Raw genomic sequence first — 16,384 nt, forward strand, 5'->3', positions numbered from 1 at the left:
CGTGCGTGGCGCGGTGGTCGGGTCCGCGCCGGTCGGGTCCAGCTCACGGCTGGCGCTCGGGTGACGGTCCTCCGCCTTGGTTGGCATCAATCGAAACTCCCTGTGCAAAGTCCTGCGCATGGTCGAGTGCGTCCCGCACCCGCTCCAGCCAAGCCTGGACGGCGACCGGGCTAGGCAGCGTGAATCGCGCCCGGGTGGGCTCGCGCCAACCTACCCGCACACTGGCGCCGCCGGCCCCGTTGACCGCCTCGAAAGCGTGCTCGTCGGTAAGGTCGTCGCCCAGATAGACCGGGTTGCGGCCGGCGAACGGCGGCTGCTGCATCAGTTCCTCCACCGCGCGGCCCTTGTCCATGCCGGCGGGCTTGAACTCCATCACCAGGTTGCCCGGTTGCAGTTCGTAGCCAGGCAGGTCGGCCGCGATCGCCCGGGCCGCCGCGTGCAGCGCGGAGAGGTGTTCAGGGGCACGCCGGCAGTGCAATGCCATGGCGTGGTGCTTGTCTTCCAGTTGTACCCCATCCATGCGCGCCGCCAGGGCCTGCACTGCCGCACGCATGCGCGCCTGGTCGTCCGGGTCGACGACGATCTCGCGGTGGCGGCCGTTGCCGTGCTGCAACTGGTAGCCGTGCAGGCCGGCCATCGCCCAGCCCGGCGTGCCGAACAGGCGGTCGAGGTCGCTGACGCCGCGGCCGCTCACCAGCGCCAGCGCACCGTCGAGCCGCGTGTGAAGGGCTTGCAGCACGGCGCGCAACGTCGGCGACACGCGTACCGCGGCCGGGTCGTCGGCGAATTCCAGCAGGCAGCCGTCCACGTCGAGGAACAGGGCCCAGCGCTGATGCGCATCGGGCAGTGGCGGCGCCGGCAACGGAGCACTCACGCTGGCGGGCTTGGATGAAGACATCGGCCCAAGGTTATCAAAACGCCCGTGAAGGGCCGAATCCGCGCCCCGGGCTACTGCTCGTCGTCGGGCGCCTCGATGCGCGGGGCGGGCGTCACCAGCAGCTTGTCGATGCGCGCGCCGTCGAGGTCGACCACCTCGAAACGGATCCCGCGCCAGGCGAAAACCTCGCCCACCTGCGGGATGTGCCCCAGCGCGGTCATCACCATGCCGGCGGCGGTGCGGAACTCATGTTCCTCCTCGCCGGGCAGGCGCTCGAGATGCAGCAGCTCGCGCAAGTCCTCGGTGGAGAGCGAGCCGTCGATGAGCCAGCTGCCGTCCTCGCGCGCCACGATCGGCGGGTGCTCCTCGCTGCCGCCGTGGCCGAGCTGGCTGGCCCCGACCACGGCCGCGAGCAGGTCGTTGAGCGTGACCAGTCCCTCGATGTCGCCGTACTCGTCCACCACCAGCGCCACCGGCGTCTCGGCATCGCGGAATTCTTCCAGCAGGTCCATCGCGCGCGCGGTGGCCGGGACGTACAGCGGCTTGGCCAGCTGGCGGAACAGCTCCGGCGTGTCGCCGGTCATGCCGCTGATCAGGCTCTTTACCTCCAGCACGCCGACGACGTCGCTCTCGTCGCCCTGGTAGACCGGATAGCGCGAATACGGCGTTTCACGCATCACCGCGATGTTTTCCTCGCGCGGCGCGGACTGGTCCAGCCAGGCGATGCGCATGCGCGGGGTCATCACGCTGTCGACCGTGCGGTCGCCAAGGCGCAGCACCCGGTTGACCATGTTGTGCTCGTCCGGGTCCAGCACGCCCTGTTCGGCGCTTTCGGCGACCAGCAGGCGGATTTCCTCTTCGGTGACCCGGCCGCTGCCCTGGTCGTTGACCCGCAACAGCTTGAGCAGCAGCCCGCTGGAGCGGTTGAGCAGCCACACGAACGGGCCGGTGAGCCGGGCCAGGAACAGCATCGGCATGGCCACGAAGCCGGACAGCCGTTCCGGTGCCGACAATGCCAGCCGCTTGGGCAGCAGCTCGCCGATCACGATCTGGATGTAGGAGATCACCACGAAGCCGATCACGATGCCCAGGCCGTGGGCGTAGGGCGCGAGCCAGCTGATCCGGCCCCCCTGCAGCAGCACGGCGAAGCGGTCGCCGAGCCGGTCGCCGGCCACCGCGCCGGTCACCAGCATCACCAGCGTGATGCCCACCTGCACGGTCGAGAGGAAGTGTTCCGGCGCATCGGCATGGCGCAGCGCCACCCGGGCGCGCCGGCTGCCCTGGGCCATCTGCTTGAGGCGGCTCTTGCGCGAGGTGACCAGCGCCATTTCCGACAACGCGAAGAAGCCGTTGAACACCGACAGAAGGATGACGAGCGCGATATCGGTCAGCATCGCGGCGGGTAACTTCGAGGTCGCATGGGTGCGCAGTGTACGGGATGCCAGGCGGGCCCGCAGCGGCGCGTGCACGGCCGGTGAAGGTCCCCGCCCTGCCGTTGCCGCGGTGGCTCCTGTAACATATCGGCTGTTTTACCCATCACTCCGGCTTCCAGGCACGCGCATGTTTTCACTGCAGACGATTTTCGGTAAGGGCGACAAGTTCTACGGACTGCTGGAGCAGAGCGCGGAGGCCGCGCAGGGCAGCGCCACGGCACTGCACCAGATGCTTGCCAACCGGGACCGCGCGCCGGTGATGGCCGATTTCGCCGGTGTCCGTGCCCGCGAGAAGGCGCTGGCCGCCCAGATCAGCGAGGAACTGGTGAACACCTTCGTCACCGCGCTGGACCGCGAGGACATCGAGGCGCTCAATTCTGCGCTGTACAAGATTCCCAAGACGGTGGAAAAGTTCGCCGAGCGCTACGCGATCGTGGGAGAGCGGGTGGCCGACGTGGATTTCGCCCAGCGTGCCTGCGTGCTGGAGGAATCCACCGCGGTGGTCAGCGAAATGATCGCCGAGTTGCGCCGGGGGCTGCGCATCGACCCGGTAAGGAAGCTCCAGGATCGCTTGCAGGCGCTGGAGTCCGAGGGCGACCGCATGCTGCTGGCGCCCTACCGCTCGCTCTACATCGAAGGCAACGACGCGATGAAGGCGATGCTCGCCAAGGATCTGTTCGAGCTGATCGAGAAGGCGATCGACAAGTGCCGCGACGTCGGCAACATCGTCTACTCGATCGTGCTCAAGCACTCCTGAGGCCGCGCGCATGAGCCTGGGCCTGGTTTTCGCGGTGGTGCTGATCGCACTCGCCTTCACCTACATCAACGGCTTCCACGACACCGCCAACTCGATCGCCACGGTGGTGGCGACCAAGGTGCTCAGTCCCGGCCAGGCGGTGCTGCTGGCGGCGGTGACCAATCTCATCGGCGCGTTGTGGGGCACCGCGGTGGCCAAGACCATCGCGGCCGGACTGATCGACACACGCGTGGTCGATGCCGGGCCGCAGTTGCTGATCTGCGCGCTGCTGGCCGCCACGGTATGGAACCTGATCACCTGGTGGTGGGGTCTGCCGTCCAGTTCGAGCCATGCCCTGGTCGGCGCGCTGGTGGGGTCGGCGATCGCCGCGGCGGGTGATGATTTCGGTGCGGTGATCTGGTCGCAGGGTGGCTGGTGGGACGGCAAGGGCGTGATCCCCAAGGTGATCGTGCCCATGGTCGTTTCGCCGCTGATGGGCTTCGTCATCGGCTTCCTGCTGATGGGCGCGCTCTATGCGTTGTTCGCCTGGCTTGCCAACCGCAGGGGCTGGCTGCAGCGGCTGGGACGCACGCCGTTCGTCAACGCTTTCTTCGGCAAGGCGCAGATCGTCTCGGCCAGTGCCATGGGCCTGGCGCACGGCATGAACGATGCGCAGAAGAGCATGGGCATCATCGCCCTGGCGCTGGCCGGCGGCACCGCCGCGGGCCAGCTCGACCACCTGCCTCACTGGCTGGGTTTCCTGCGCATCGCCGGTTCCGCCGAAGGCGGTTTCAGCGTGCCCGCGTGGGTGGCGGTGGTGTGTGCGCTGACGATGGCCGCAGGCACCGCGGGCGGCGGCTGGCGGATCATCAAGACGCTCGGCCACAAGATGGTCAAGCTGCATCCGATCAACGGCTTCGCCGCCGAGGGCAGCTCGGCGGCGGTGATCCTCACCGCCTCGGCGTTCGGCATCCCGGTGTCGACCACGCACAACGTGTCCGCCTCGATCATGGGCGTGGGCGCGGCCAAGCGGTTCAACGCGATCCGCTGGTCGGTGGTCGAGCGCATGGTGTGGGCTTGGATCCTCACCCTGCCGATCACGGCGTTGCTCGCCTACGCTTTCGTGCGGCTGGTGCAGGCGTTCTGATTCCGCGACGGATGACCGCCGGTCAGAAGCTGTCGCCACCGCTGGCGATGATCTGTTCGAGCTGGTCGCCCAGCAGGCCGATTTCGCCGATCAGCCGTTCCAGCTCGCCGCTGTCGAGAAATTCATAGGGACGGTTCTCGCACAGGTGCAGGTAGGGCGAGCCATCCAGGTCGGCCACCGCGAGAAAACCGGTGCGCTGCGCCCAGTTGAAACGCAGGCAGCGACGCGGGTCGGTGCCGGCCAGCGGGCCGATCGGCGTGGACAGGCGCAGGTAGCGGCGGCCGCCTTCGTCCTCGAGTTCGGCCAGGTAGATGCCCTGGTGGCGGCCCAGCGGCAGCGCCAGATCGAAGCTGATGAGATACGGATCGTTCTGTCGCAGCGCGTGCTGGCTGCCGACGTGGGAACGCACGGCTTCGAAGTGGCGCATGGGCGGGCTCCTTGATGCATCGCCGATGGTAACCTCCCGCCGCATCGTGCCCAAGTGACGAGCCATGCAGGAAATCCACGCCCGCGTCTATGCCGCCATCGCCGCCATCCCGCGCGGCCGCGTCGCCAGCTATGGGGTGATCGCCGCCCGCGCCGGGTTGCCGGGACGCGCGCGGCTGGTCGGGAAGCTGCTGGGCGAGACACCGGATGGCATGAACCTGCCCTGGTACCGCGTGCTGCGCGCCAGCGGCCAGGTCGCGCTGCCGCCGGGTAGCCGCGGCTTCCGCGAGCAGTGCCGCCTGCTGCGTGCCGAGGGCGTCGAGGTGGTCAACGGCCGCGTGCCGCTGTCGCGCTTCGGGCTGGATGCCGACCTGGACCGCGCGCTCTGGGGCATGTCCTCGTAGTGCAGGCATGAGTTCGCCCCGCGCAGGGGTGGGCTCAAGCGCAGCTCTCGGGGTGCGCCCTACGGTCGCCTCCGGTTTTTGCCTACCGCTTGCGCCGTCCGGCGCCGACGGCTGCGGATCGCCGCTTTGGTAGCATGCACGCGATGCCCTCCCGCGCCCTCGATCTCCTCCACAGCGTTTTCGGTTACGCCAGCTTCCGCGGCCAGCAACAGGCCATCGTGCATGCGGTGGCCGAGGGCGGCGACGCGCTGGTACTGATGCCGACCGGCGGCGGCAAGTCGCTGTGCTACCAGATTCCGGCACTGCTGCGGTCCGGCACCGCGATCGTGGTTTCACCGCTGATTGCGCTGATGCAGGACCAGGTCGATGCCTTGCGCGAGGCCGGCGTGGCCGCGGCCTACCTCAATTCCAGCCTGGAGGCCGGGGACCAGCGCGAGGTGGAGCGCCGGTTGCTCGCCGGCGGGCTGAAACTGCTCTACGTGGCGCCCGAACGATTGCTCACGGCGCGCTTCCTGGGGTTGCTCGAACAGGTCGACGTGGCGTTGTTCGCGATCGACGAAGCACATTGCGTCTCCCAATGGGGCCATGACTTCCGCCCGGAGTACCGCGAGCTGGCGGTGCTGGCCGAGCGCTTCCCGCAGGTTCCCCGCATCGCGCTCACCGCCACCGCCGATCCGCGCACGCGCGAGGAAATCGTCGAGCGGCTCGGACTCGGGCGGGCGCACCAGTTCGTGTCCAGCTTCGACCGGCCGAACATCCGCTACCACGTGGCGCTCAAGCACAACCCGCGCACGCAGCTGATGCAGTTCCTCGACGGCCATCGCGGCGAGGCCGGCATCGTCTATGCGTTGAGCCGCAAGAAGGTCGACGATACCGCCGCCTGGCTGGCCGAGGCGGGGATCGAGGCCCTGCCGTACCACGCGGGCCTCGACGCGCGCACCCGCGCGGCCAACCAGCAGCGCTTCCTGCGCGAGGAGGGCGTGGTGATGGTCGCCACGGTCGCCTTCGGCATGGGCATCGACAAGCCCGACGTGCGCTTCGTCGCGCACCTGGACCTGCCCCGTTCGATGGAGGGCTATTACCAGGAGACCGGCCGCGCCGGCCGCGACGGCCTGCCGGCCGAGGCGTGGATGATCTACGGCCTGTCCGACGTGGTGACGATGAGCCAGATGATCGCCCAGTCCGACTCGGCCGACGAGCGCAAGCGGATCGAGCGGCAGAAGCTCGAGGGCCTGCTCGCCTTCGCCGAGGCCACGCGCTGCCGTCGCGAACTGCTGCTGGGTGCCTTCGGCGAGGATTTCCAGGGGCCCTGCGGCAACTGCGACAACTGCCTGGAACCGCCGAAAACCTGGGATGCCACCGTTCCCGCACAGAAGGCGCTCTCCGCCGTCTACCGCAGCGGGCAGCGTTTCGGGGCGGGCCACGTGATCGACATCCTGCGCGGGATCGAAGGCGAGCGCATGCGCCAGCTGGGTCATGAGCGCCTGACCACGTTCGGCATCGGCGCGGACATGGACGAGAAGGGCTGGCGCTCGGTGTTCCGCCAGCTGCTCGCTGCCGGCCTGCTGGAAGCCGACGCCGAGGGCTACGGCACGCTGCGCCTGACGGCCGCCAGCCGGGCGGTGTTGACCGGCGGCCAGCAGGTGCTGCTGCGCGAGGATGCCCGTCCCGTGCGCAGCGCCCGCCGACGCCGCGACAGCCAGCTGGTGACCGGCGCCAGCCTGGGCATCGAGGCCTACGAACAGCCGCTGTGGGACGCCCTGCGCGGCCTGCGGACACAGCTGGCCAGGCAACAGGGCGTGCCGCCCTACGTGGTGTTCCACGACGCCACGCTGCTTGCCATGCTGCGTGCCATGCCGGCCACTGAGGACGAACTGGCGGAAGTCAGCGGCGTGGGTGAGGCCAAGCTCAAGCGCTACGGACGCGATTTCCTGGCGGTGATCAACGCGCCCGATTAGGGTCCCGGCCGGGCAGGGCGGCACCCGGCGCTCGCCGCCGGCGGCCTCCACGCCGGATTCACGCGCTGTCGCACGGTTTCGTGAGCCTTTTCGCTGGAAGTGCGGCGGGTGCCCTGGTCTGGCGGGTGCGCCAGGGAGCCGTCTGGAGCATCCGGCGCGATTCGGTCGGCCTGTGCGGGCGACTGCGCTTCGGGCCGGCCATCAGGCTGGCCCGGCCCGGCCGGGATGGATCGGTGGCGCTGGCTCGATTGCGGGCATGGCCTCCGGACGGGCGATCGCGGGGCCGGGCGCGCGTTCGCCTGGCGGCGGCACCGGATCGGCCGTCAGGTGATCGGCGCGGGTGGCCCGCCCATGCGGTTTTCGCGGATCTTCGCGGTACCTACCACGCCTGGCAGGCCACGCCGGGCGCCGAGGCCACCGTTTCGCCGGGCCGCAGCGGCGCCAGCCAGGCGTCGTGCATGCCCTTGGTCCACCACTGCCAGCCCTCGCCCAGATAGCGCGCCCCGCTGGCCGAGATGGCGACCGTGAGCCGGTAGGGCCTGCCGTCGATCAGCAGGCGGGCATGGTCGCTGTCCCCGTAGGTGGCCTGTACCGTACGGCCGTCGGTGCACCGGTAAAGGACGGCTTCGGCCCTGGGTCGGACCGGCTGGCAGGCGGTCGGCGACAGGCAGGCCAGGGCCAGCAGAAGGCGGGAAGGGCTCATCGGTTTCTCCCTTGCTTTGACGGGCAAGGCCGGGACGAGGGCGTCCCCATGCCTTGATGACGGACGCTTGGTTATAGTGCGCGGATATCCCACCGAGGCATATCGATGGACAGCCCTGGACAGACTCCCGTTCTTTCCCGCTCCAAGCGATCGTCCGGACCGCAGGGAACCCGGCTGTTCTCCGCCGAGGAACTGCGCCAGGTCGCTCGCGAAGCCGCCCCCGTCCTGCTCGGCCGCGCCAGTGCCGCAGCCCCGGTGCTGGAGGGCGCCAACGGCGGGCTCCAGGGCCAGCGGATCTCGCTGCGCCCGGGGCGGCAGACGATCGGCCGGCGCGGCGACAACGACATCGTGCTGGACGATCTGAGCGTGTCGGCTTCGCACGCGTGGATCATGAACCAGCAGAACCACTACGTGATCATGAACACGCTGTCGACCAACGGCACGTTCGTCAACGGCAAGCGCGTCCACGAGGCCACGTTGCGCCACGGGGACCGCGTCCGTTTCGGGCAGCTGGAGTTCACCTTCCTCACCCGCGAACGCGGTACCGGGGCTGCGGTCCGGCACGGGTGGCTGGCGCTCGGCGCGGCGGCGCTGGTGGCAATGGGAGTGGCGGCATGGTGGCTGGTCTGACCCCAGCGGCGGAGGAGCGCGCGATCCCGCCGACGGTGGGACGCTACCGCATCGAAGGCGTGCTCGGCGCAGGCGCCATGGCGGTGGTCTACGCCGGCTTCGACCCGGACATCGAGCGCCAGGTCGCGATCAAGTGCCTGCGCAATGCGGTGGCGGCCGATCCGGCCTATCGGGCGCGCTTTCTCACCGAGGCGCGCGCGGTCGGCCACCTGACCCATCCACACATCGTCACCCTGTTCGACGTGGGCGAGATGGACGATGGCCGCCCCTACATCGCGATGGAACGCCTTTCCGGCGACACCCTCGCCAGCCGTGTGGCGCGCGAGGGCTTTCCGCCGCTGCCGGTGATCCTCGGGCTGGTCGAGCAGATTGCCGGCGCGCTCGATTACGCGCATGTGCAAGGGGTGATCCACCAGGACATCAAGCCGGAGAACATCATGCTCTCCGACGGCTGGCAGCACGCCAAGGTGAGCGACTTCGGCATCGCCGAGCGGCGCGACCCCAACAGTACCGGCGCGCCCCGCCGCGAGGTCGGTGGTACGCCCGCCTTCATGGCGCCCGAGCACCTGCAGGGCGAACGCACCGATGCGCGCAGCGACCTGTTCTCGCTGGGCGTGGTGCTGTTCTGGCTGCTGAGCGGCAAGCTGCCGTGGGAGGAAACCGGCGACGTCCGGCGCCTGCTGGCCGAGCGCCAGCGCCTGCAGCAGCCCACGCTGCAGCCGCGCGACCCGTTCACTCCCTCGATCCTGATCGACATCGTGCAGACCCTGCTCGCGCCCGCGCCGCAGGACCGCTACCAGCGCGGCGCCGAGCTGATCGACGACCTGCGCCTGGCCCTGCGCGAATACGAGCGCCTGCACGAGAAGCCGATCGCCACGCGGCTGATCTCGCTGCGCCTGCGTTGGGCGGGCATTCTGGCCTCGGTGCTGAGCCTGACCCTGCTGATCGGCCTGGCCGCGATCTACGCCCGCCAGAACGCGGCGGTCACCGGCCTGGCGCAGGATTTCGGGCGTTCGCTCGGCCGGATGGTCGCCAGCGAGGCGGCCGAGAACCTGCTGCTGGACGACCGCGCCGCCACGCGCGCGCTGGTGCAGGACATCGCCCGCAACAAGCAGATCTATTACCTGGCGGTGGCCAATCGCTACGGCGAAGTGATCGCCAGCACCCGCGACGACGAGCTGGGCAAGCCCCTGCCGGCGCGCACCAACGAAACGTTCCTGCCGGGCGCGGGCGACATCGCCAGCTACCGCGTGCGCCTGCCCGACGGCGACGATTCGGGCGAGATGCTGGTGTTCGACGTGCCGGTCAACTACCAGGTCGCCAAGGTCGGCCAGTTGCGCCTCGGGATCAGCGACGCCCCGCTGCGCGCCGCACAGAAGACCACGCTGAAGGCCATCGTCGCGGTGTTGCTGGTCACCCTGGCGGCGGTGACGGGCGCGGCCTACTGGTTGTTCCGTCGCCTGCTCGGCTTGCTCGACGTGCTCGGCGAGGCGATGCTGAGGGTCGGTCGCGGCGACTTCGGGCACCGCATCCGGCTGGTGCGCCACGACGAACTGGGCCGCCTGTTCACCGCCTTCAACCTGATGTGCAACGCCTTGCAGGCACGCGAACGGCGCCCGCGCCGGCCCAGCGCAAAAGCGACGTCGCCGCTGGAGTTGCCCACCCGCATCCTGCCTGCGGCGGAGCGGGTGGAGGACAGGGTGACGCGGGATTAGCGGGCATTTGACAAGTCAGGTCCGGGAATGGCCGGGCCCGATCGGGTTGAAGGCCTCAAGGCCCGACGTGTCCGAACCCCGGGTGCGCGGGTCCCCGGCGGCCTTCCTCAGTATTGTTTCAGCCGCTGCTTGAGCTCCAGCGCCCGCGCGCGATAGACCGTCGCCGGCTCGAAATCCGGTTCGATCGCCAGCACGCGGTTCCACAGCGAGATCGCCTGGTCCAGTTGCTGGTCGCGGTAGAGCACGATCGCACGCTGGTGGTAGACCGACACCAGTTGCTTGCGCAGCGACCTGGCGTCCGCGTCGGAAGGCGGCAGCTGGGGGTCGACGTCCAGCGCCTGGTCCATCCGTTCCAGCGCCTCGCTGCGCTGTCCCTTGTGCAGCAGCGCGAGGCTTTCGTCCTGCAGGCGGCGCGCCTTGGCCGCACCCGCGCCGCTGGCGGAAGGCTCCGTCGCGGCGGCGGTCTGCACCGGACCCTCCGGTTGCGTTCCGCTGGCCAGTCGCGAGGCGGGCACGCGCAGCGTCTGGCCCACACGCAGCATCGAGGGATTGGTCGAGCCGTTGTAGCGTGCCAGGATCAGGAAGCGCCCGCCGTCACCGAGGAAGCGGGCGGCCAACGTGCTGTAGGAATCGCCCGGTCGCACCACGTACGGGCGCGAGGCATGGCCCAGCGCTTGCTCCGGGTCGACCGTCAGCTGGCGCAGCACCGCCTCGGCGGCATGGTCGTCGGGGTAGACCTCCAGGTAGCGGCGCAGTTGGCGCTCGCCCTCGGCAAAGTGGCCCGACTGCAACTGGCCGTTGATGATCGACGACAGCGGACGCGGCGCCGTGTCCTCCGGGGCGCGCGTCGGCGCCGGCGTGGGCGCCGGCGTCACCGTGACCGTCGGCTTGCGATGGCCGGTCACGCGGGCCTTCAGCTGCTGCAACTGGGCGCAGCCGCCCAGGCCGACGGCGAGCAGCCCGACCAGTACCAGTGGCCCCACCCGGGAGCCTTGCGCGGCAAAGCGCGCGTCTTGCGAGTTCTGCACCGAAATCCTCATACCTGTCCGATACCCATGTCGCCCGCCATGCGGCGGTGGGCGAGTCGCTTCCACAGCCGGCGGCCATGGGCGCGCAACCAGTGGGTCCAGCCTATCCGGGCGAAGATCAAGGAGACATTGTCGCCATCCACGCCCCCCCGCTCTATCGCCCGGGACAGCGCTTCCTTGAGGGCGTGGCGCAGGTTGCCGCGACGGGCAAGCCGGCCCAGTTCCTCGGTCGAGAGCCGCTCCCACACGCCGTCGCTGCACAGCACGAAGGCCTGGCCGGGACGCAGCGTGGTAAAGCCGTGCTCGACCTGTGGCGGCTGCGGCCCGCCCAGGCCGCGCAGCAGCATGTGCTGGTCGACGTCCTCGCCCATCGCCTCGGCCGCGAGCTCCCCGCGGGCCACTTTCAGTTGCGCCACGCTGTGGTCCTCGGTGCGGCCCAGGCAACGTCCGCGCTGGAACCGGTAAAGCCGGCTGTCGCCGACGTGCGCCCAGCAGGCGCGCCGCCCACGAACCAGCAGCGCGACCACCGTCGAGTGGGGTTCGGCGCCGACCAGGCCGTCGCCGCGCTGGCGCAACTCGGCGTGGGCGGACTGGCACAGCGTCTCCAGGAACAGCGGGCCGGGCTGCTCGCGCCACAGGCCCTGCTGCCAAAGGCGGCGGGTCACCTCGATGACGCCGGCGGATGCCAGCTCGCCCGCGCCGTCGCCGCCCATGCCGTCGGCCAGGACCAGCAGTCGCGCGTCGGTGGCCGGGTCGTGCAGGCAGATGCAGGCATCCTGCTGGGTGGCACGTCCGCCGCGCGCACGGCCCGCCGCTACCGCCGGCATTGCCTGGGCTTCCTCGATCCCCTGATCCATCGTCCGGCCCCCTGCCCGAAGATGCCAAGAGCATACCTCCCCGGATCGCAGGTGTGCGGGGTTTGCGGTGTCTGCGCAGGCGGGCACCCGGTGCGACCGCCGTGCCGGTGCAGCCGGGAATCCGCGGCATTGGCGGTCGCGCACATGACGTGCTGCTACATGTCGAACTTGGCCAGTTCGAAGCCGCGTTGCTGGTACTCGCGCCAGCGTTCGCGCGAGCCGGTGCGCTCGGCCCGGTCGGCGGCGACCACTTCCAGAACGCGTTCGAACCGTCCTTCGGGACAGGTCTCGCGCAGGTTGATCAGCAGCGGGCGGTCGGCGGTGTCGATGCCGGGCGGCACGATCAGCACCGCGGTGTGCGCGTCGTCCTCGTCGCCGGCGAGTTGGTGCGGGATAAAGGCATCGCTGTCGAAGTCCCACAGCAGTTCGTCGATCGCCTCGGCCTGCTCGAAGTCGCGGGTGAGGATCAGCGTCGGCTGCTGCGCGGCATAGGCACGCCGCGCCAGCTCGCACACCAGCAGCAGCGGCTGTTCGCGGAAGCGCGGCTTGTCGATCAGGTAGAAGTCGGCGCGGGGCATGGTCGACTCGGCAGGATGGCGGGAAGTCCGGCGCCGCGCTCGCGGCGCCGGCAGGCGGCGATCAGCCGGCGCGATCGATCAGCCACTGCGCCAGCAGCGGCACCGGTCGGCCGGTGGCCAGGCCCTTGCGGCCCTCGTCCCAGGCGGTACCGGCGATGTCCAGGTGCGCCCAGCGCTGGCCTTCGGTGAAGCGCGAGAGGAAGCAGGCGGCAGTGATCGCACCGGCGCTCTTGCCGCCGATGTTGGCCACGTCGGCGAAACCGGATTCCAGCTGCACCTGATAGTCGTCCCACAGCGGCAGGCGCCAGGCGCGATCGAGTGTGTCCTCGCCGGCGCCGAGCAGTTCGGCGGCCAGGTCGTCGTGCTTGCTCATCAGGCCGGTGGCGTGCTTGCCCAGCGCCACGACGCAGGCGCCGGTGAGCGTGGCCGCGTCGACGATCGCCTTGGGCTGGTAGGTCTGCGCGGTCCAGGTCAGCGCGTCGCACAGGATCAGGCGGCCCTCGGCGTCGGTATTGAGCACCTCGATGGTCAGGCCCGACAGGCTGGTGAGCACGTCGCTGGGGCGGTAGCTGTCGCCGTCGGGCATGTTCTCGGCCGAGGGCACGACGCATACCAGGTTGAGCTTGAGCTTCATCTTCACCGCGGCGACGAACGCGCCGAGCACGCCCGCCGCGCCGCCCATGTCGAACTTCATCTCTTCCATGCCGGCACCGGGCTTGAGGCTCAGGCCGCCCGAATCGAAGGTGATGCCCTTGCCGACGAGGGCGTAGGGCTTGTCGCCCTCGGCGCCACCCTTGTATTCCAGTGCGACCAGGCGCGGCTTGTTGGTCGAGCCGCGGCCGACCGCCAGCAGCGAACCGAAGCCGAGCTTGTCCATCTCCACGTGGTCGAGCACGCGGCAGCTGACGCCCTCGCTGGCTTCGGCGAAGGCCTGTGCGCGGGCCGCGATGTAGGCGGGGTTGCAGATGTTCGGCGGCAGGTTGGCCAGCTCGCGCGCGAAACGCACGCCCTCGGCGATCGCAGACGCCCGGTCCAGGCCCGGTTTCGCCTCGTCGCCGGCGGCGAAGGCGACCGACTTCAGCTCCGGTTGCGCGCTCTTCTCGCGCGGCTTGAAGGTGGCGGTGTAGCGGTAGGCCGCATGGTCGGCGGCAAGCGCCGCGGTGCGCACGCGCCAGGCGGCGTCACGGCCAGGGACGTCCACCTCCGTCAGGAACGACACCGCCGACTCCACCGGCAGCTTGCCCAGCGCGCGCGCGGCTTCCAGGCTGACTTTCTGGAAGCGCGCCGCGTCGAAGCCCTTCTGCGCGCCCAGGCCCACCACCAGCACGCGGCGGGCCGCGACGCCGGCCGGCGCGAACAGCACGCAGACGCTGCCGGCCTTGCCGTTGACGTCGCCGCTCTCGACCTGGCGCTTGATCGCGCCCTCGGCGGCGCCGTCCACACGGGCGGCCGCGCTGGTCAGCAGGCCGTTCTCGTAGACGCCCACCACCAGGCAGGGCGTATCGACGGTTTCGGGAGAGGTACTGGCGGCGACCAGACTGAACTGAAGCGTCATCGGGAAGGGTCCTGCGAAGTAAGAAAGAGTGCGCTCGGCTAGACTTGGCGGTCAGAGCATCCCTAAGCGCCGGCCTGCGGTGCGAGACCCTCAATCCTATCGCATGCTGAGCATCCTCGACCGATACTTCCTGCGCGAGCTGGCCCAGACCGTGGCGGCGACGACCATCGTGCTGGTCGCGATCATCACCGGCACCACCTTCGCCAAGGTCCTGCAACAGGTCGCGGGCGGCGGCTTCCCGGCCAGCGTGATGTTCCCGGTGCTGGGCCTGCGCACGCTGGACGGACTGACCAACCTGCTGCCGCTGGCCGGCTTCCTCGGCGTGATGATGGCGCTGGGCCGCATGTACCGCGAAAGCGAGATGCACGTGCTGGCGTCCTCCGGCATGGGGCCGCGCGGACTGCTCAAGCCGGTGGCGATCCTGGCCGGCATCATCGTGCTGATCACCGGCCTGGTGTCGCTGTGGCTGGGGCCGTGGGCCGTACGCACCGCCGATACGCTGGTGGCCGAGGCGAACCGCTCGGTCATCGCCGCTGGCCTGGATGCCGGCCGCTTCACCGCGCTGCCGGGCAAGGGCGGCATCATCTTCGTCGACTCGCTGAGCCGCGACGGCAGCGTGCTGGGCAGGACCTTCGTCGCCACCGAAAGCGTCGACAGCGATGGCGTGCGCCAGCTCAAGGTGATCACCGCCGCGGGCGGGCAGCTCTACCAGGAGAGCAGTGGCGAAGGCCGCTTCATGGCGCTGCGCAACGGCTGGCAATACAAGATCCCGCTCGGCCGCGACGACTGGTGGCGCATGCAGTACGCGCGCAACGACGTGGCGCTGTCCGACGTGAAGGCCGACGAGGAAGAGGATCCGGCGCACTCGCAGGGCACCTGGGCGCTGGCCACCTCGCCCTCGCCCGATGCGCGAGCCGAGTTCGCCTGGCGCATCCACGCGCCGCCGATGGCGTTCGTGCTGCTGATGCTGGCGCTGCCGCTGTCGCGGCAGAGCCCGCGCGAGCCGCGTTACGGGCGCATCCTGCTGGCCCTGCTGGGCTTCTATTTCTACTACCTGCTGCTGGCGCTGGGCCGCGCGCAGATCGGCAAGGGCCACTGGGCCAATTCGTCGCCGCTGCTGCTGGTGCACCTGCTGGCGCTGGCACTGGCGGGATGGCTGTTCTGGAAGCAGCATGCCCCGCGCAAGCCGCGCGGCCCGCGCAAGGCGGTGGCGTGATGGGCCTGACGATCAAGCGGGTCGACCGGCTGGTCGGCCTCACGGTGCTGGGCTCGCTGCTGACCACCTGGCTGGTGTTGACCGGCTTCGACGTGGTGACGCAGTTGCTGCGCCAGCTCGGCTTCGTGGGGCGCAACGGTTTCACCACCCTCGACGCGATCAGCTACGTGCTGGTGACCGTGCCGCGGCGCCTGTACGAGTACTTCATCTTCGCCGCGGTGATCGGCGGCCTGATGGGGCTGGGCAGCCTGGCCGGGAACGGCGAGCTGACCGCGTTGCGCGCCGCGGGCATGTCGCGGCTTCGCATCGCCGCCTCGGCTGCCGGCGTGGTGGCCGTGCTGATCGTGGGCGTGACCGTCCTGGGCGAGACCGCCGCGCCATGGGGCGACCAGAAGGCGCAGGCCATCCAGTTGCGCATGAAGGCCAACCACCTGGGCCTGTCCGGCAGCACCGGCCTGTGGGCGCGCGACGGCAACCGCGTCGTCAATGCCAAGGCCACGCTGCTCAGGCAGGTGCAGGGGCACAACGTGGTGCAGCTGGCCGACGTGCGCGTGTTCACGCTGACGGCGGACGGCCAGATCGATCGTTTCGACTGGGCGCAATCGGCCGAGAACGACGGCCGCGAATGGATCCTCAAGGACGTTCGCACCACCACCCTCGACGCGAGCGGCACGCACACCACGCACCACGCCAGCGAGCGCTGGGATTCGCACCTCAACCCACGCGTGCTCGAACAGTCGGTGATCCAGCCGCAGTACCTGCCCATGCGCGACCTCTATCGCAACATGCGCTACCTGGAGCGCAACGGGCAGAACCCGGGCGTCTACGCCGTGACCTTCTGGGGCCGCGTGCTCTATCCGCTCAATGCGCTGGTGCTGGTGCTGTGCGCGATGCCGTTCGCCTTTGGCGCACTGCGTTCGGGCGGCCTGGGCAAGCGCATCTTCGTGGGCATCCTGCTGGCGATCGGCTGGTTCTTCCTGCAGAAGGCGCTGGTCAACTTCGCCACCATCTACGGCGTACCGCCGCTGCCGGCCAATCTGCTGCCCGCGGGGGTGCTGGCGCTGGGTGCGTGGCTGTATTTCCGCAAGCGCAGCTGACGCTTCTGGCGGGAGTGCGCTCCC

Annotated in this window: 16 protein-coding genes; 8 read left to right on the top strand and 8 right to left on the bottom strand. The window is 69.9% G+C overall.

Going from position 1 to position 16,384, the window contains the following annotated elements; genetic code table 11:
* Positions 1-43: 43 nt before the first annotated feature.
* Positions 44-898 (bottom strand): trehalose-phosphatase, encoded by an 855-nt coding sequence (gene otsB / locus LQ771_RS01935; RefSeq protein ID WP_231350728.1) that lies wholly within the window; start codon positions 896-898, stop codon positions 44-46.
* 50 nt (positions 899-948) lie between these two features.
* Complete coding sequence (locus LQ771_RS01940) at positions 949-2,271, bottom strand: hemolysin family protein (protein WP_231350729.1); 1,323 nt, start codon at positions 2,269-2,271, stop codon at positions 949-951.
* 166 nt (positions 2,272-2,437) lie between these two features.
* Here LQ771_RS01940 and LQ771_RS01945 point away from each other — a divergent pair, with 166 nt between their 5' ends.
* A complete protein-coding gene (locus LQ771_RS01945) occupies positions 2,438-3,067 on the top strand; it encodes a DUF47 domain-containing protein (protein ID WP_231350730.1) in 630 nt (209 codons plus the stop codon).
* A 10-nt stretch (positions 3,068-3,077) separates the two neighbouring features.
* Positions 3,078-4,193 (top strand): inorganic phosphate transporter, encoded by a 1,116-nt coding sequence (locus LQ771_RS01950; RefSeq protein WP_231350731.1) that lies wholly within the window; start codon positions 3,078-3,080, stop codon positions 4,191-4,193.
* 22 nt (positions 4,194-4,215) lie between these two features.
* Here LQ771_RS01950 and LQ771_RS01955 read toward each other — a convergent pair whose 3' ends face one another.
* On the bottom strand, positions 4,216-4,620 hold the full coding sequence (locus tag LQ771_RS01955; RefSeq protein ID WP_231350732.1) for a hypothetical protein: 405 nt from the start codon (positions 4,618-4,620) through the stop codon (positions 4,216-4,218).
* A gap of 64 nt (positions 4,621-4,684) precedes the next feature.
* Between LQ771_RS01955 and LQ771_RS01960 the strand changes: the two genes are divergently transcribed.
* Positions 4,685-5,023, top strand: coding sequence for an MGMT family protein (locus tag LQ771_RS01960; RefSeq protein WP_231350733.1), 339 nt, complete (start codon positions 4,685-4,687; stop codon positions 5,021-5,023).
* Between the two features lie 143 nt (positions 5,024-5,166).
* The gene (recQ, locus tag LQ771_RS01965) at positions 5,167-6,981 is read left to right on the top strand and encodes a DNA helicase RecQ (RefSeq protein ID WP_231350734.1); all 1,815 of its coding nucleotides are present in this window, start codon (positions 5,167-5,169) and stop codon (positions 6,979-6,981) included.
* A 379-nt stretch (positions 6,982-7,360) separates the two neighbouring features.
* Here the strand turns inward: recQ and LQ771_RS01970 are convergent, their stop codons facing one another.
* Positions 7,361-7,684, bottom strand: a complete 324-nt coding sequence (locus tag LQ771_RS01970; RefSeq protein WP_231350735.1) for an MliC family protein — start codon at positions 7,682-7,684, stop codon at positions 7,361-7,363.
* Positions 7,685-7,789: 105 nt separating this feature from the next.
* On the opposite strand from LQ771_RS01970, the gene LQ771_RS01975 reads away from it, so the two are divergent.
* Both LQ771_RS01975 and LQ771_RS01980 read left to right on the top strand, forming a co-directional pair.
* The gene (locus tag LQ771_RS01975) at positions 7,790-8,314 is read left to right on the top strand and encodes an FHA domain-containing protein (RefSeq protein ID WP_231350736.1); all 525 of its coding nucleotides are present in this window, start codon (positions 7,790-7,792) and stop codon (positions 8,312-8,314) included.
* Positions 8,299-10,029: a protein kinase domain-containing protein gene (locus LQ771_RS01980; RefSeq protein ID WP_231350737.1), complete on the top strand. Its 1,731-nt coding sequence runs from the start codon at positions 8,299-8,301 to the stop codon at positions 10,027-10,029. Before LQ771_RS01975 ends, LQ771_RS01980 begins: the two co-directional genes overlap by 16 nt.
* A gap of 107 nt (positions 10,030-10,136) precedes the next feature.
* Here LQ771_RS01980 and LQ771_RS01985 read toward each other — a convergent pair whose 3' ends face one another.
* From LQ771_RS01985 to LQ771_RS02000, 4 genes are all read right to left on the bottom strand, one after another.
* A complete protein-coding gene (locus LQ771_RS01985) occupies positions 10,137-11,057 on the bottom strand; it encodes a LysM peptidoglycan-binding domain-containing protein (protein ID WP_231350738.1) in 921 nt (306 codons plus the stop codon).
* Positions 11,058-11,065: 8 nt separating this feature from the next.
* Positions 11,066-11,914, bottom strand: coding sequence for a PP2C family protein-serine/threonine phosphatase (locus LQ771_RS01990; RefSeq protein WP_231350739.1), 849 nt, complete (start codon positions 11,912-11,914; stop codon positions 11,066-11,068).
* Positions 11,915-12,069: 155 nt separating this feature from the next.
* Positions 12,070-12,492 (bottom strand): DNA polymerase III subunit chi, encoded by a 423-nt coding sequence (locus LQ771_RS01995; RefSeq protein ID WP_231350740.1) that lies wholly within the window; start codon positions 12,490-12,492, stop codon positions 12,070-12,072.
* 61 nt (positions 12,493-12,553) lie between these two features.
* A complete protein-coding gene (locus LQ771_RS02000; RefSeq protein ID WP_231350741.1) occupies positions 12,554-14,047 on the bottom strand; it encodes a leucyl aminopeptidase in 1,494 nt (497 codons plus the stop codon).
* A 103-nt stretch (positions 14,048-14,150) separates the two neighbouring features.
* Between LQ771_RS02000 and lptF the strand changes: the two genes are divergently transcribed.
* Both lptF and lptG read left to right on the top strand, forming a co-directional pair.
* Entirely contained in the window at positions 14,151-15,263 is a 1,113-nt protein-coding gene (lptF, locus tag LQ771_RS02005; RefSeq protein WP_231350742.1) for an LPS export ABC transporter permease LptF, read from the top strand.
* Positions 15,263-16,360: an LPS export ABC transporter permease LptG gene (gene lptG / locus LQ771_RS02010; RefSeq protein WP_231350743.1), complete on the top strand. Its 1,098-nt coding sequence runs from the start codon at positions 15,263-15,265 to the stop codon at positions 16,358-16,360. Before lptF ends, lptG begins: the two co-directional genes overlap by 1 nt.
* The last annotated feature ends 24 nt before the right edge of the window (positions 16,361-16,384 follow it).

Source organism: Frateuria soli, from assembly GCF_021117385.1.
Lineage (GTDB): Bacteria > Pseudomonadota > Gammaproteobacteria > Xanthomonadales > Rhodanobacteraceae > Frateuria_A > Frateuria_A soli.

What these genes read in the sequence shown, in the direction of transcription:
- otsB (WP_231350728.1), bottom strand. Translation starts at nt 898, where the DNA reads ATGTCTTCATCCAAGCCCGCCAGCGTGAGTGCTCCGTTGCCGGCGCCG.
- LQ771_RS01940 (WP_231350729.1), bottom strand. Translation starts at nt 2,271, where the DNA reads ATGCTGACCGATATCGCGCTCGTCATCCTTCTGTCGGTGTTCAACGGC.
- LQ771_RS01945 (WP_231350730.1), top strand. Translation starts at nt 2,438, where the DNA reads ATGTTTTCACTGCAGACGATTTTCGGTAAGGGCGACAAGTTCTACGGA.
- LQ771_RS01950 (WP_231350731.1), top strand. Translation starts at nt 3,078, where the DNA reads ATGAGCCTGGGCCTGGTTTTCGCGGTGGTGCTGATCGCACTCGCCTTC.
- LQ771_RS01955 (WP_231350732.1), bottom strand. Translation starts at nt 4,620, where the DNA reads ATGCGCCACTTCGAAGCCGTGCGTTCCCACGTCGGCAGCCAGCACGCG.
- LQ771_RS01960 (WP_231350733.1), top strand. Translation starts at nt 4,685, where the DNA reads ATGCAGGAAATCCACGCCCGCGTCTATGCCGCCATCGCCGCCATCCCG.
- recQ (WP_231350734.1), top strand. Translation starts at nt 5,167, where the DNA reads ATGCCCTCCCGCGCCCTCGATCTCCTCCACAGCGTTTTCGGTTACGCC.
- LQ771_RS01970 (WP_231350735.1), bottom strand. Translation starts at nt 7,684, where the DNA reads ATGAGCCCTTCCCGCCTTCTGCTGGCCCTGGCCTGCCTGTCGCCGACC.
- LQ771_RS01975 (WP_231350736.1), top strand. Translation starts at nt 7,790, where the DNA reads ATGGACAGCCCTGGACAGACTCCCGTTCTTTCCCGCTCCAAGCGATCG.
- LQ771_RS01980 (WP_231350737.1), top strand. Translation starts at nt 8,299, where the DNA reads ATGGTGGCTGGTCTGACCCCAGCGGCGGAGGAGCGCGCGATCCCGCCG.
- LQ771_RS01990 (WP_231350739.1), bottom strand. Translation starts at nt 11,914, where the DNA reads ATGGATCAGGGGATCGAGGAAGCCCAGGCAATGCCGGCGGTAGCGGCG.
- LQ771_RS01995 (WP_231350740.1), bottom strand. Translation starts at nt 12,492, where the DNA reads ATGCCCCGCGCCGACTTCTACCTGATCGACAAGCCGCGCTTCCGCGAA.
- LQ771_RS02000 (WP_231350741.1), bottom strand. Translation starts at nt 14,047, where the DNA reads ATGACGCTTCAGTTCAGTCTGGTCGCCGCCAGTACCTCTCCCGAAACC.
- lptF (WP_231350742.1), top strand. Translation starts at nt 14,151, where the DNA reads ATGCTGAGCATCCTCGACCGATACTTCCTGCGCGAGCTGGCCCAGACC.
- lptG (WP_231350743.1), top strand. Translation starts at nt 15,263, where the DNA reads ATGGGCCTGACGATCAAGCGGGTCGACCGGCTGGTCGGCCTCACGGTG.